Source organism: Streptomyces luteireticuli, from assembly GCF_041519305.1.
In the GTDB taxonomy this organism is placed as follows: domain Bacteria; phylum Actinomycetota; class Actinomycetes; order Streptomycetales; family Streptomycetaceae; genus Streptomyces; species Streptomyces luteireticuli.
In genome coordinates this window covers 1462998-1477588 of record NZ_CP167927.1, presented here as the reverse complement: position 1 = coordinate 1477588, position 14591 = coordinate 1462998, and the positions used below count along the sequence as shown (strand labels likewise).

13 protein-coding genes and 1 pseudogene are annotated in these 14591 nt (G+C 71.5%); 12 read left to right on the top strand and 2 right to left on the bottom strand.

Translation table 11 applies throughout. The annotated features are described in order from the left end of the window. Positions 1-285 precede the first annotated feature (285 nt). From AB8735_RS05825 to AB8735_RS05810, 4 genes are read left to right on the top strand one after another with little or no spacing between them, the layout of a single operon-like run. Positions 286-528, top strand: a complete 243-nt coding sequence (locus AB8735_RS05825) for a hypothetical protein (protein WP_344022849.1) — start codon at positions 286-288, stop codon at positions 526-528. Next, complete coding sequence (locus AB8735_RS05820) at positions 525-1724, top strand: cytochrome P450 (RefSeq protein WP_372405772.1); 1200 nt, start codon at positions 525-527, stop codon at positions 1722-1724. Before AB8735_RS05825 ends, AB8735_RS05820 begins: the two co-directional genes overlap by 4 nt. 50 nt (positions 1725-1774) lie before the next feature. Then, complete coding sequence (locus AB8735_RS05815; RefSeq protein ID WP_372405770.1) at positions 1775-2350, top strand: IS607 family transposase; 576 nt, start codon at positions 1775-1777, stop codon at positions 2348-2350. Then, positions 2343-4304, top strand: coding sequence for an IS200/IS605 family accessory protein TnpB-related protein (locus AB8735_RS05810; protein ID WP_372405767.1), 1962 nt, complete (start codon positions 2343-2345; stop codon positions 4302-4304). Before AB8735_RS05815 ends, AB8735_RS05810 begins: the two co-directional genes overlap by 8 nt. 30 nt (positions 4305-4334) lie before the next feature. On the opposite strand, the pseudogene AB8735_RS05805 reads toward AB8735_RS05810, so the two are convergent. Beyond that, positions 4335-4997: pseudogene (locus AB8735_RS05805) on the bottom strand (FAD-dependent oxidoreductase); the annotation flags it as partial. A gap of 237 nt (positions 4998-5234) precedes the next feature. On the opposite strand from AB8735_RS05805, the gene AB8735_RS05800 reads away from it, so the two are divergent. Continuing rightward, positions 5235-6725, top strand: coding sequence for an amino acid permease (locus tag AB8735_RS05800; protein ID WP_372405765.1), 1491 nt, complete (start codon positions 5235-5237; stop codon positions 6723-6725). Positions 6726-6924: 199 nt separating this feature from the next. Here AB8735_RS05800 and AB8735_RS05795 read toward each other — a convergent pair whose 3' ends face one another. After that, positions 6925-7107, bottom strand: coding sequence for a hypothetical protein (locus AB8735_RS05795; protein WP_372405764.1), 183 nt, complete (start codon positions 7105-7107; stop codon positions 6925-6927). A 309-nt stretch (positions 7108-7416) separates the two neighbouring features. Between AB8735_RS05795 and AB8735_RS05790 the strand changes: the two genes are divergently transcribed. From AB8735_RS05790 to AB8735_RS05760, 7 genes are all read left to right on the top strand, one after another. Then, a complete protein-coding gene (locus tag AB8735_RS05790; RefSeq protein WP_372405763.1) occupies positions 7417-8337 on the top strand; it encodes a hypothetical protein in 921 nt (306 codons plus the stop codon). A gap of 205 nt (positions 8338-8542) precedes the next feature. Next, complete coding sequence (locus tag AB8735_RS05785; RefSeq protein WP_372405762.1) at positions 8543-9127, top strand: TetR/AcrR family transcriptional regulator; 585 nt, start codon at positions 8543-8545, stop codon at positions 9125-9127. A gap of 76 nt (positions 9128-9203) precedes the next feature. Further along, entirely contained in the window at positions 9204-10424 is a 1221-nt protein-coding gene (locus tag AB8735_RS05780) for an MFS transporter (protein ID WP_372405761.1), read from the top strand. Between the two features lie 50 nt (positions 10425-10474). Further along, on the top strand, positions 10475-11407 hold the full coding sequence (locus tag AB8735_RS05775) for an MBL fold metallo-hydrolase (protein ID WP_372405760.1): 933 nt from the start codon (positions 10475-10477) through the stop codon (positions 11405-11407). Between the two features lie 122 nt (positions 11408-11529). Beyond that, positions 11530-11739 carry a hypothetical protein gene (locus AB8735_RS05770; protein WP_344022869.1) on the top strand — a complete coding sequence of 70 codons (210 nt, stop codon included), beginning with the start codon at positions 11530-11532 and terminating at the stop codon, positions 11737-11739. Further along, positions 11726-13117, top strand: a complete 1392-nt coding sequence (locus AB8735_RS05765) for an amidase (protein WP_372405759.1) — start codon at positions 11726-11728, stop codon at positions 13115-13117. Before AB8735_RS05770 ends, AB8735_RS05765 begins: the two co-directional genes overlap by 14 nt. Before the next feature lie 116 nt (positions 13118-13233). Beyond that, positions 13234-14577: a diacylglycerol kinase family protein gene (locus AB8735_RS05760; protein ID WP_372405758.1), complete on the top strand. Its 1344-nt coding sequence runs from the start codon at positions 13234-13236 to the stop codon at positions 14575-14577. Positions 14578-14591 lie beyond the last annotated feature (14 nt).

Below are 14591 nucleotides of genomic sequence, written 5' to 3'. Positions count from 1 at the left end.
CGCAGGTCTGCATCCATGGGCTTCGGTGTCAGGTGAAGCGCCTGAGGTGCTGCCGGGTGATCGCGCGATCTTGGCGGTCAGGGGCGGTCCGCGGCGGGTTCCGGCGGGTCCGATGCTGACTCATTGCTGACTTACCTGGTGGGTAGCCAGGTATGGGGTGCGGCTTCCGACGGGTGGTCCGACGGCGAGAGGGGCGGCGACGACATCATCGGCGGCGGTGACTGAACGCAGCGGCTCACCACGACCAACTCCGGCGAAGCGGACACGCTCCGTGGCAATGTCGCGGTGGAAGCGGCCGTTTTCAAAGACGCGGCCGTCCTCAAAGACGCTGTCCGGGCCGAGCACCGCGGCCTGAAACCGAACGGCGACATCGCCCGGCCCGCACGCGGCACCGACGAGCGAGAAGGCAACATGAGGGCCGAGAGAAGAGAGTGGCAGCTGCTCGTCGCCCAGGGATACGGCAACAGCGACGTCGTGCGCGCCACCACCGAGACCGCCCAGGAAAAGGAAGCAGTCCCCACACCATGAACGACCCGCTGTCGTGCCCGGAGTTCTTCCAGAACCCCTACCCCTTCTACGGCCAACTCCGGGCAGCAGCACCTGTCCAGCAGGTGACTACTGGAACCGGCGGCAGGACCGGCTACCTTGTGACCGGCTACGCCGAAGCGAAGGCGGCATTCACGCATCCGGACCTGTCCAAGGACACCGCCCGGTTCTTCGCCGGCCGCCCCTCCGGCCGCAACCTCCACCCCGCAGTCGCTCACACCATGCTCGCCACCGACCCTCCCGAGCACACCCGGCTGCGCCGCCTGGTGACCAAAGCCTTCACCACCGGCGCGGTCACCCGCCTGCGCCCGTATATCGAGCGCACCGTCGACCAACTCCTCGACAGCCTGCCGAAGGACGGCGAAGCCGACCTCGTCGCCGGACTGGCCGTCCCGCTCCCCGTCACGGTGATCTGCCAGCTGCTCGGCGTTCCCGAGGCCGATCGGGCACGGGTGCGTACCTGGTCGAACGATCTCTTCGCCGCCGGACAGCCGCAGCGGATCGATGCAGCCTCCCACGCTGTGGCCGGCTACATGGCCGATCTCATCGAGGCAAAGCGACGCACCCCGGACGACAGCCTCCTGAACGACCTCATCACCACCCGGGACGAAGGCGAACAGCTCGGTGAGGACGAGCTCGTTTCCCTCGCTGTTCTCCTGCTCGTCGCCGGGCATGAGACCACCACGAATTTCGTCGGCAACGCCGTCCTCGCGCTCCTCCAGCATCCCGAACTCCTCGACCGCGCACGGACTGGATCCTGCCGGAGGAGCAACATGCTGGACGAACTGCTTCGTTACGACTCACCGGTCGGCATCGCCACCTTCCGCTACAGCACCCGACCGATCACCCTCGGCGAGACCGAAATCCCCGCCGGCGTCCCCGTTCTCATCTCGCCCGGCGCAGCCAACCGCGACCCCGCCCCATACCCGGTCCCCGATCTCCCCGACGCCGACCGCGACGCCAGGGGACACCTGGCATTCGGCCATGGAATCCACCGTTGCCTGGGGGCGCCGCTCGCCCTGGCCGAGGCGGAGATCGTCCTCCGGGCACTCCTGACCCGATTCCCTGGACTGCGTCTTGCCGTAGCAGCTGAAGAGCTCCGGTGGCGTCGCACGCGACTCATGCGGGGCCTGGAGGCCCTGCCGGTGTTCACGGGGACTTCACCTGCCGGTTCTTGAGATCGGGTAGGTGAGCGTAACCATGCACGAGTGAGTGTCGTTGTCATGGTGTGAATCTGACGGAGTGGGCGAAAGCGCAGGGTGTGCATCCGCAGACCGCGTATCGCTGGTTCCGTGAGGGGACATTGCCGGTACCGGCTCAGCGGGTCGGGCCGCGCACGATCCTGGTCAACATCGAGGCGAACGCCGCACCGGAAGCCGTTGGCGGTCTGGGCCTGTATGCCCGCGTGTCCTCGCGTGACCAGAAGGCAGATCTTGAGCGTCAGGTCGCCCGGCTGATCCGGTGGGCAGCTGGCACAGGTCACCGTGTGGTGCGGGTGGAGTTGGAGACCGGCTCCGGGATGAACGGCTCACGGCCCAAGGCCCGTCGGCTGCTGGCCGATTCGGACGTCACCACGGTCGTCGTGGAACACAGGGACCGGTTGGGCCGGATGAACGCCGAACTGGTCGAGGCGGCCTTGTCCGCGACAGGCCGTCGACTGGTGGTGCTGGACGAGGGCGAGGCCGAAGACGACCTGGTGCGGGACATGGCGGAGGTACTGACCTCGTTCTGCGCCCGGCTGTATGGCCGCCGGTCGGCAAAGAACCGGGCGAAGAAGGCTCTTGAGGCGGCTGAGCATGGCTGAGCCGACCAGGAAACCGCTGCGGCGGATCGCCAGGCCATGCGTCGCCGACGGGCCGTCCGGCGTCAGCATCCGGGACCGGCTCAAAGGCCTCACCGCCGAGGACGGGGAAGTGCTGCGCCTGGTCGGTGAGCACATGGGCCGTCTCGCATCGCGAGACCTGGCCCGGCGCTGCGCCGATGGCCTGGACCATTCCGCCGGCACATGGGCGGCGCGGAAGCGCGAGCTGACCGCCGAGTCGTCGTCGCGGTGGGCCGGTTCGGTGACCGCGAACACGCATGACCAGTGGGGCCTCTCGCGCCGCGCCCAGTGGCAGCATCTCGTGTCGCTGGACGTGGGTATCCGCACGGTCCGGCACCGGTTGTCCCTGCCCATCGGGGAGAAGGGCAGCCGGGGCACGCCAGGCGGGTACCGCTCCAGGCACGAATGGTTCGTCAAGGCCCGTAGGCTGGCGAGCCTTGAGAGGAAGTACGAGCGCGTCCGGGCCGACCGTGAGGCCGGTCGGGTATCGGTGGTGCGAGGAGGCCGTCGACTGCTCAAGCAGCGTCACAACCTGGCTGCGGCGAACAAGACCTCCGAGCGATGGCGTGCGGAGTGGGAGGCGTCCCGCTGGTTCCTGACCGCTGACGGCGAGTCCGGCAAGCGGTACGGGAACGAGACCATCCGCATCAGCCCGGATGGTGAGGTCAGCATCAAGCTGCCCGCGCCACTCGCGGAGTCGGCGAACGCCCGGCACGGCCGGTACATCCTCACGGCGAAGGTGACCTTCCCGCACCGGGGCGAGGAATGGCGCGACCGCGTCACCGCGAACCGGGCCGTCGCCTACCGCATCCACTGTGACGCCGCCTCCGGCCGCTGGTACCTGGACGCGTCCTGGACCCGCAAAGACCTGCCCGTGATACCCCTGGAAGCGCTGCGTGCCGGCGGCGTGATCGGCGTCGACACGAACGCCGATCACCTGGCCGCGTGGCGACTCGACGAGCACGGCAACCCGATGGGTTCGCCGCGCCGCTTCGACTATGACCTGTCCGGCACTGCCGCTCACCGCGACGCGCAGCTCCGTCACGCCCTTACCCGCCTCCTGCACTGGGCCAAGAAGACCGGCGTGCAGGCCATCGCGGTCGAAGACCTCGACTTCACCGAATCCAAAACCCGGGAGAAACACGGCCGCAGGAAGAAGTTCCGGAAGCTGATCTCCGGCATCCCCACCGGCAGACTCCGCGCACGGCTGCTGTCGATGTGCGCCGAAGCCGGTATCGGCGTGATCGCCGTCGATCCCGCCTACACCTCGATGTGGGGCGCGCGGCATTGGCAGCAGCCCCTCACCACACCACGACGTCCCGCCAGCCGTCACCAGGCGGCAAGCGTGGCGATCGGACGACGCGCCCTCGGCCACCGGATCAGGCGACGGACGGCACCGCCCCGCCAGCACCAGAGCGATGCCGGCGGGCATCGGACCGCCCAGGCCCAACCACGTGACCGAAGGCGTGAGGGAAACCGCCCCCGCACACCCGGACCACGGACACGATCCGATGGCGCTGGATGCGGCAGGAACGCGGTGGACCAGAACGCCCAAGACCGTTCGGGGCGTTCGGCTGAGCATGGGTTCCGGCCACAGGACCCACTCCCGGCTCAGTCCTTAGGAACGGTAGATGAGCTCCGGTGCCAGGACGGCGCCGTCGCCGAGCCGGTCGTAGAGGTTCTCGACCCGTCCGCGCACCCAGTCCTCCATGGGGGTGCAGTCGAGCCAGAACGGCATATGCATGCCTTGTTCCTGGATGGTGTCCACCGTGTGCTGCACGGTGTCGGTGATCGCCTCGGCGCGGGTCATGATCTGGATGGGTGGGCGTTCGGGGGAGAAGTGGGCCATGTCCGCGGCGAGTTCCGCGTCCGGGACGGCATCGGCCCCGGAAGATCCGAGCAGTGCCGCGGCCAGGTGGCGGGCGACGACGGGTGAGTAGTGGAAGCCGTCGCGGTACGTACCGGTGGCGAAGACCAGGCCGGACAGGGAGCAGGTGCCCAGGAGGGGGAAGCAGTCCAGCGGGATGGGGCGGGAGCCCGACATCAGGTGCTGGATGCGGCCGAAGGCCAGGGTGTGGTCGATCTGCTCGCACGCCTCGCGCATGAGGGTGTGGGTGGAGCCGAGTTCGGGTCCGGTGATGGGGGTGGTGGTGATGAGGTTGGTGGCGCCGATGTAGTGGTGGCCGGGCGTGGCCAGGGGGATGACGTGGATGCCGCAGGTGGCGGCCCGGTTGGGGGTGCGCAGGACGTGGCGCGGTCCGGGGCCGCTGGTGGAGGTGCGCGTCACGTGCAGGGATACGCCGGTGCCGTGGAGCATGGGCGGTACCGCGCCCGGGGGCAGGACGCCGTCGGCCAGGGAGGCGCCGGCGGCGCCCGCGGCCAGGACGACGGTGCCGGCGGGCAGGGTGCTGCCGTCCGCCAGCCGCACCCCGGTCACCGCCCCGGGACCGGCCAGCAGTTCGCGTGCGGTGTCCGGCACCATGCGCACGCCCAGATTGAGGGCGGCCGCTTCCAGGGCGGCCAGGAGGGCACGGGCGTCGACGTACCCCTCGCGCTCCAGACACAGGACGAGCAGCGGACGGGCCTGGTTGCGCGGTGCCAGGCCCTCCACGTCCAGGGGATCGACCATCTCGTGCGGCTCGCCATGATCGGCCAACGCCCGTCGCATCGCCCGGAAGTTGTCGGTCGCCACCGTTCCCGACCGGCCTCCGAGGAGGACGTAGGTGCCCTGGGCGTGCGAGGCCGACAGGGTATGCGGCAGTACATTACGCACGACCCGGACCGGTGGTGGGAGGAGTTCGAGGCGACCCGCAGCGACTGCCTGCGGTGGTTCAAGTCGCAACCCAACGTGGGAAGAAGACCGTGAATGTCCGAGCCGCTGGACGACGAGCGCATACTCAAGGAGCTCGGCTACACCCAGCAACTGCACCGGCGGATGGGCGCCTTCGGCAACTTCTCCGCTTCTCTGTCGGTCATCTCCATCATGTCCGGGACGCTGCTGCTCTTCGGCTACGGCCTGAACAGCGGTGGACCCGCAGTGGTGATGTGGGGGTGGCTCGCCGTGGGGCCGCTGGTGCTGTGCCTGGCCGCGGCGCTGGCGGAGATCACCTCCCGCTACCCCACCAGCGGCGGCCTGTACTACATGGCCCGCCGGCTCGGCGGTGAGCGGTGGAGCTGGTACACCGGCTGGCTCAACCTCCTGGGGCTGCTCGGCGGGATCGCGGCCCAGGACTACGGGATCGCGACCTTCACCGCCGCCTGGGCGAACCTGCAGTTCGGCTACGCGCCGACACCGGGGTCCCTGCTGGTCGTGTACGCGGTCATCCTCGCACTGCACGCGGTCCTGAATCTCCTCGGCACCCGGCTGATGAACATCCTGACCTCCCTGAGCGCGTGGTGGCACCTGGCCGGGGCCGTCGTCATCATCGGCGCCCTGACCCTCGTCCCCTCCCACCACCAGCCGGCCGGCTTCGTGTTCTCCGAGTTCACCAACAACACCGGCTGGTCGAGCCCCGTGTACGTGATCCTGCTGGGCATGCTGCTGCCGTGCTTCGCCCTGGCCGGCTACGACACCTCGGCCCACCTGAGCGAGGAGACCAGTGGGGCCTCCGTGGCCGCGGCGCGCGGGATCATCCGCTCGGTGGCCGTGTCCTGGATCGCCGGCGGAATCCTGTTGGCCGCCCTGCTGTTCGCCGTCCAGGACTACGCCGGAACGCTGGGCAGCGAGACCGGGGTGCCGGTGGCGCAGATCTTCCTGGACTCGCTGGGCGTGGCGGCGGCGAAGGCGTTGCTGCTGGTGATCATCGTCGCGCAGTTCCTGTGCGGCTACACCGCCGCCGCCAGCCGCATGATCTACGCCTTCGCCCGGGACGGCGCCCTGCCCGGCTCGGCACGCTGGCAGAAGGTCAGCCGCCGTACAGCCGTCCCGGCCAACGCCGTCCGGCTCGCGGTCGGTGTCGCCTTCGTGCTTGCCCTGCCCTCCCTGTATTCCGCCGAGGCGTTCTCGGCGGTGACCGCGATCTCCGTGGTCGGCTTCACCCCGGCCTACGCGATCCCGGTGCTGCTGCGACTGCGCCATCGGGAGCGGTTCACCCCCGGACCCTGGCACCTGGGCCGCTGGAGCCGGCCGATCGGCTGGGTGGCAGTGCTCTGGGCGGCCGCGGTCACCGCGCTGTTCCTGCTGCCGCAGTCCAGCCCGGTCACCGCCGGGAGCTTCAACTACACACCCGTCGCCCTGCTGGTGGCCCTCGCCATGGCCGCCCTGTGGTGGCGCTTCGGACGCCGCTCCTACGGAGTGCCCCGATTCAGCACGGCGAACGCCCACGACCAGATCGAAGAGGCCGAGAACATCGTCTGATGGCATCAGAACCGCATGTCGCAAGCAGCGCAAACGGCCACCGGCTGATCTTCAAGTCGCCAAGTCTTCACAGGAGATCGGCGCGATGACCGCACCTGACAGTCTGCCGCTGCGAGGCCGATGCTTTGTGCGGCGCTGAATACGGGCAGGTGGGAGGGCTGCATGAAGCGCGGCGCCGCCCCTCAACGCGGGCGCCCCGTCAGGCCGGGGCGTCCACCGTGGTCGTGAGCCGCGTGCCGAGCCCTGCCGTGATCGCCTGCGCGGTCGTGCGGGCGTGCTCCTCGGTCATGCTCCAGTGGTCGCCGGGGACGTCCGCCCGGGCCGCATGGGCGTCCAGGGCACCTGGCAGCGGGCGGATCAAGTCGCCGCGGATCTCCGTCATTTCATCCCCGCCCATCCGGCTTCGAGGCGAGCGAAACCGCCGCCCCGCGGACCACACCACAACCCTCGTCCGCAACGCCAGCGGAACTCATGGGTCCTGTTCTGCCGGACCGGGTGCGCCGGCCGAGGCCGTTCGGGAGCCGCTCCGGCGCATGCCGCGCGAAAGCCGGCTCGTAGCTCCCGTCCGGCGTTGTTACTTCGTACCGGAGGCGTAGCGGGCCGGTAATCGGGCGAGGCTGTCCTGGGGCCCGGCGCGTGTGGGCCGGTGACGGCTTCGGGCGGACCGGAGCGTGAACCTGGGGGAGCGACCGTGATCCGTAAGCGCACCGCATTGATCGTCTCCGTCGCCACGACCGGGGCGCTCCTGCTCTCCGCCTGCGGCGGAGACAACAAGGACGGCTCCGCGCCCGCGACTTCGGCGGCCGCCACCGCGGCGGGCCAGGGCAGGGCCGCCGTCGGCAGTCCGCCGGCCGGGCAGGGCCCGAGCCTGCTCGGCGGCACCGCGAAGTCGAACAACGCCCGGGCGAAGACGGGGGATTGGGCGAACGAGCCCGGAAAGCCGGCGGTGAAGCCGGAGGCGCAGCGGTGGGTGCAGCTGTCCGCGTCGCAGGCCGGTGCGCTGAACCCGGTCGTGGTCAACGGTGCCGGATTCACCCTCTACCGGTTCGACAAGGACAGCGCGAACCCGTCGAAGTCCACGTGCAACGGCGAGTGCGCCTCCACCTGGCCCCCGGTCGTCGTCGCACCGGGCGGCAAGATCTTCCTCGACGGCGTCGACAGGTCGAAGGTCGGCACCGTCAACCGGGACGACGGCACGCTTCAGGTCACGGTCGGGGGCCGGCCCGTCTACCGCTTCGGCAAGGACACCAAGCCCGGCGAGACCAAGGGCCAGGGCGTCGGGGGCACCTGGTTCGGTGTCGCCCCCGACGGCAGGAAGGCGGGCGGTGGCGCCGGCGGCAACACCGGCAGTGGCAGCCCGCAGCCCAAGCCCGCCACCAGCGTCACCCTCTTCGACAACCGGAATTTCGGCGACCCGTCCCAGGGCCTGTCCGGCAAGGGGTGCCAGAACGTGGCCCGGGACAACGTCGCCTCCTCCCTCCAGGTCCAGGGCAGTCTGAAGATCTGGTCCGAGCGGAACTGCACGGGCAGGTCCAAGGTCGTCAACGGTGATGTGGCCGACCTCGCGACCATCGGATTCGACAACGACATCTCCTCGGTCTTCTTCGGCTGACCGGGGCAGGACCGAGAAGCCGGGAGAGGCTGTGCGTCGAGCTGCCCCGAGCGCCGGGCGGTCGGGGCGGCCCGCGGCTTGCGTGTCGTTATGCGCTCAGCGGCCGGGAGACGAGGGAGTCCAGCGGTGAGGCCGTGGTCTCCTTCGTGTTCCACCGGGGAGGCTCAGTCGGCCGGACGCAACTCTTTCGCATTAAGCTGGAGGCATGAGTGCCCGAGCGACCACACGCCCCGGCGGGCGCAGCGCCCGCGTCCAGCAGTCCGTGCATCAGGCCGTCCGTGATCTGGAGGCGGAGGTGGGGCGGGACGCGCTGACCGTGCCGCTGATCGCCGCCCGCGCGGGGGTGACGCCGTCAACCGTCTACCGGCGCTGGGGGGACCTGCGGGAACTGCTGTCCGATGTCGCCGTCGAGCGGCTGCGCCCCGACGGTCCGCCGGCCGACCATGGCAGCCTGCGGGCGGACCTGGAGGCGTGGGCGGTGCAGTTCGCGGAGGAGATGGCCTCGACGGTGGGGCGCACGTACATCCGCGACGCCCTGCTGGGCGACCCCGAGCAGGGCAATGCGGTTCGCTGCTCCGATTACGCCGCCGAGCAGTTGAAGGCCATCGGGGTGCGCGCGGCCGGGCGCGGGGAGGGTGTGCCCGATGTGGAGACCCTGATGGACATCCTCGTCGCCCCCCTCATGTACCGCATTCTGTTCCGCCCCTCGGATCTGTCGGAGGCCTACACCGACTGGCTTGTGGCGTCGGCGCTCGGCCGGGGTGCCGCTCCCTCCGCAGCTAAAAGCTAAGGGTTTGCGTTTTGGGGCGTGCGCGGCCTAATTTGTCTAACGCAAAGCGTTTGCCTTTAGGCATGAGAGGTGCTCCGTGCTCAGCGTCCTGGCCCCGCCGTCCCCTTCCCGTCGCCTGCCCGTTCCGGGCCGCCGCAGCGCCTTCCCCCTCCACGCCTCCATCCTGGTCACCCTGCTGGCCGCCTCCAGCGCGCCGACCCCCCTCTACGCCCTCTACCAGGCCGAATGGCACTTCACGGCGCTGACCCTCACCGTCGTGTTCAGCGCCTACGCACTCGCCCTGCTCGGCGCCCTGCTGACGGCGGGCACTCTCTCGGACCACCTCGGCCGGCGCCCCGTCCTGATCGGTGCGCTGCTCGCGGAGGCCGCCGCGATGGCCGTCTTCGCCACCGCCCAGGGCGTCGCGGCGCTGATCGCCGCCCGGATCCTGCAAGGCCTGGCCACCGGCGTCGCCACCAGCGCCGCCGGAGCCGCCCTGCTCGACTTCGAGGACCCCGGCCGCCCAGGACGGGCGACGCTCGCCAACGGCATCACCCCCGTGGCCGGCATGGCCGTCGGCGTCCTGGCCTCCACTGCCCTCGTGCAGTACGCCCCCGCTCCCGCACACACCACCTACCTCCTGCTGCTCCTGCTGTTCACCGCGCAGGCGGCCGCGGTGCTGCTCACCACCGAGACCGCACACCCCCACTCCGGCGCGTGGCGCTCCCTGCGTCCCGGCATCGCCGTCGCCCCCGCCTCCCGCCCGGCCATGAGACTGCTCGCCCCCGGCGTCGTCGCCGCCTGGGCGCTGGGCGGCTTCTACTCCTCCCTCGGTCCCTCGCTCGCCCGGCTCGTCGCCCCGCACACGTCCCACGCCACCGGCGGCCTGGTCTTCTTCACCCTGACGGCCGCAGCCGGCCTCGCCGTCCTGACCGCGCGGCCCCTGTCCGCCCGCACGGCGAGCTCCGTCGGCGCCGCGGTCCTGATCCCAGGGGCCCTGCTGACCCTGAGCGCGCCCCACCTGCACAGCCTGCCCGCCCTGTTCGCCGGCACCGCCCTCGCGGGCACCGGCTTCGGCGCCGTCACCCAGGGCGCCCTGCGCCTGCTGCTGGCACCTGCCGCCCCGGACGAACGCGCCGGCACCCTCGCCGCCTACTACGTCCTCAGCTACCTGGCCATGAGCGTCCCCGCCGTCCTCGCAGGCCTCCTGACCAACCTCTACGGCCTGCGAACCGCCGTCCTCCTCTACGCCGCGACGGTCATCCTGCTGACCCTGACCGGCCTCGTCCGCTCCGTGCGGCAGCCGACCACCGGCTGACCGGATCCTCCCGTCCCGCACCGCAGCGCCCCACCCGAAAGGCCCTCCCGATGAGCACCACCGCGCCCCGTCAGGCCACTTCACCCGCACGCACGGGATGGAGCCTCGGCGACATCGCCGTACGCCGTGTCGACGAGATCGAACTGCCGCGCCCGACCGGACCCTGGCTGCTGCCGGACGCCACCAAAGAGGTGCTGGACGAGGCGTCGTGGCTGCGCCCGGACTTCGCCGACGCCGACGTCCCCCGTCTGGCGAGCCACAGCTTCGCGGTGGAGGCGGGCGGGCTGCGGATCGTCGTGGACACCGGCATCGGCAACGCCAAGCCGCGCGCCAACCCGGCCTGGAACGGACTCGACACCGACTTCCTGCAGCGCCTGGCGGCGGCCGGTTTTCCGCCCGAGTCCGTGGACCTCGTGATCACCACGCACCTGCACACCGACCACGTCGGCTGGAACACCCGCCTCTCCGGTGACGACTGGGTTCCCACCTTCCCCAACGCCCGCTACCTCACCAGCCGCACCGAATGGGACCACTGGGCCGCCACCGACCTGGACGAGGCCCGACGCCAGATGTTCCGCGACTCCGTCACCCCCGTACGCGACGCCGGACAGTACGACCTCGTGGACGTGCCCGAGCAGGGGCACGAGGTCGCGCCGGGCGTCCTGCTCATCCCTGCCCCGGGCCACACCCCGGGACAGGTAGCCGTCGCACTGCGCGGCAGCGACCGCCACGCGCTGATCACCGGCGACAGCATCCACCACCCCGTGCAGCTCTCCCACCCCCACGTGCACAGCTGCGTCGACATCGACCCCGCCCAGGCCATCCGCACCCGCGCCCGGCTGCTCGACACCCTGGCGGACACCGACACGCTGCTCCTGGGCACCCACTTCCCGCAGCCCACGGCCGGCACCGTCCGCCGGGAGAACGGCCGTTACCGGCTGCTCGCCGAGCACGCCGCCGAGCTCCCGGCCACCGCGGCCTGACCGCGCCATCGGCCGCACCCGCACAGGCCGCCGCGGCGTCCTCGGCCGCCCCACGCGAGACCTCCGCCTTCAGCGCGTCGGCCACACCGCCGCCCCCACCCCCACCGACAGGAAGAACATCCATGCCCGCCGTCGAACTCACACCGCCCGAGGCCGCCCGCTGGGCCGCCCGCGCCGGACTCGACCTGCCCGCCGAGCGCCATGCCGCGGTCGCCGCGGTCGCCAACCACATCCACAGCGTCGTCTCGGTCCTGCGCGAGCTGGACTTCGCGGACGTCCCGCCCGCCGCCGCCTACCACCCCGTACAGGAGAAGCACGATGCAGCCGTATGAGCTGTCCCTCGCCGCCGCCGCGGACGCGATACGGGACCGACGACTGTCCCCCGTCGAACTGGTCGACTCGGTCCTCGACCGGATCGACAAGGCGGAGCCGCACCTCGGCGCCTACGTCACGGTCGCCGCGGAGCAGGCGCGCCGGACCGCACGCGAAGCCGAACACGAAGCGGCGCACGGCCGTTACCGGGGACCACTGCACGGCATCCCGATGGGACTCAAGGACCTCATCGATGTCGACGGGATGGCCACCACGGCCAGCTCCCGGGTCCGCGCCGACCACCGCGCCACGGCGGACAGCACCGTCGCCGCGCGTCTGAGCACGGCCGGCGCGATTCTGCTCGGCAAGACCCACACCCACGAATTCGCGTTCGGCCTGACCACCCCTCAGACCCGCAACGCCTGGGACACCGGCCGGGTCGCCGGTGGCTCCAGCGGCGGCTCCGCGGTCGCCGTGGCGTCGGGCACCGCGACCTTCGCCCTGGGCACCGACACCGGCGGGTCGATCCGGGTGCCCGCCGCGCTCAACGGCGTCGTCGGCCTCAAGCCGACCTACGGTCTCGTCCCCCGTCACGGCGTCACCTCCCTGTCCTGGTCACTGGACCACGTCGGCCCGATCACCCGCACCGTCGAGGACGCGGCCCTGGTCCTGACCGCGCTGGCCGGACACGATCCGCGCGACCCCGCCTCGCTCGCGCTGCCCCCCGTGGACTACCGGCCCGGTGCCGGCACAGACCTGACAGGGCTGCGCGTCGGTCTGCCGCGCACCTACTACTTCGACCACGTCCACCCGCAGGTGGAAACCGCCGTCCGGCACGCCATCGGGGAGCTGGAAGCCCTGGGCGCCCGGCTCGTCGAGGTCGACATCCCGATGACCCGCTACATCCAGGCCACCCAGTGGGGCCTGATGATGCCGGAGGCCGGCGCCTACCACGAAGGCAGCCTGCGCACGGCCCCCGGTCTGTACGAGGAGGACGTCCGCATCCTCCTGGAGGCGGGCGAGTTGATGAGCGCCGGCGACTATGTGCGCGCTCAGCGCTCCCGCACGCTCATGCGCGCCGAGTGGGCACGGATGCTGGAGGACGTCGACGTGATCGTCGCCCCGAGCGTCCCGATGCCGGCGGTCCGGGCCGGCCAGGAGACGGTGACCTGGCCCGACGGCACGGTCGAGAGCGTCTCCGACGCCTACGTACGCCTGAGCTCTCCCGCCAACATCACCGGAGTCCCCGCCCTGACCGTTCCGGTCGGCCACGACGCGGCGGGCATGCCCATCGGCATGCAACTGCTGGGCCGCCCCCTCGGTGAGCCCACACTCCTGCGGGTCGGCCACGCCTACGAGCAGACCCAGCCCGCCCGGGCCCTCGCCACGGCGGCCTGATCCCACGCAGGAGCGGTGCGCTGCCGGACGGCCCCGCGGGGATGCCCTCCGGTGCGGGAGTGTGCAGGCTGGAGCCTCGGACCGGCCACGGCCGGACAAGGCGCGAAGGGCATCCCATGAGCAGGACACGTGAGACCGGCCCCGGCGCGGGCGGGCCCGCGCGACTCCTCGCGCGCCTGGCGGTGCTCGCGGCGGTCGGTTCGCTTGCCGTCCTCGTACTGGCACTGGACGAGGGCGGGCCGGTGGTCGTCGGGGCCGGGCTCCTCGGACTGGTCGTCTGCGCCGTCGGCGTGTGGTGGTTCGTGGCACACCATGGCCCGGCACGGCTGCTCGGGGCACTCCTCGCGGTCGCCGCACCCGCCGCCGTCCTCGTCCTCTTCACATACGACGGTCTCTGGCTGACGGCGCTGGTCCTGCTCCTGTGCTGGGGCGCGGCCCTGGCCTGCGCCCGGGAGGCGCTGCGCAGATCGCGTCGGGAGCGGCCGATGCGCGCGGCTGCCGCGTCCCGGCCGGAACGACCGGTCCTGATCATGAACCCGAAGTCCGGGGGAGGGAAGGTCGGCCGCTTCGCCCTCGTCGAGCGGGCGGAGGAGCTCGGCGCGCGGGTGATCCTGCTCGACCCGTCGGCACCGGCCGACGTCGCCGAGCTGGCCCGCGGGGCCGTGGCGGACGGCGCGGACCTGCTCGGCGTCGCGGGCGGCGACGGCACCCAGGCCCTGGTCGCGGCGGTCGCCGCCGAGCACGACCTGCCGTTCCTCGTGGTCTGTGCCGGCACCCGCAACCACTTCGCGATGGACCTCGGCCTCGACCGCTCCGACCCGTCCCGCTGCCTCGACGCCCTGACCGACGGCGAGGAGCTCCGGATCGACCTCGGCGACGTCGCGGGACGGGCCTTCGTCAACACCGTGTCCTTCGGGGTGTACGCCGACGTCGTGCAACGGCCCGAGTACCGCGACGACAAGGCGGGCACGGCGCTGGCCCTCATGCCGGACCTCCTGCTCGGCGAGGGCGTGCGACGCCTGGAGACACGGGCCGGCGGCATCGAGCTCTCGTCCCAGCAGGCGCTGCTCGTCAGCAACAACCCGTACGTCTCACCCGACGCGCTCGGCGGCGGTGGCCGCCGGCCCCGGCTGGACGGCGGCGAGCTGGGGGTGATCGGCATCCGGGTGGAGGACGCGGCGCAAGCAGCCGACCTGGCCGTACGGGGCTCCCGGTCCGCAGGGCTGACGGTGATCACCGCGCAGAGGGTCGAGGTGACCGCGGAGACGGACGAGATCCCCGTCGCGGTCGACGGGGAGGCGCTGCGCCTGCCCACCCCGGTCGTCTGCACGCTGCGCCGGGGCGCCCTGAGGGTCCTGGTGCCACGCGACCGTCCGGGCGTCGTCGTCCCTCCGCCACCGGTGAACTGGCGACGGATCCTTGACCTGGCATTCGGCCGTACCGACGTCCCGGGGCACTGACACTGCCACCGGCA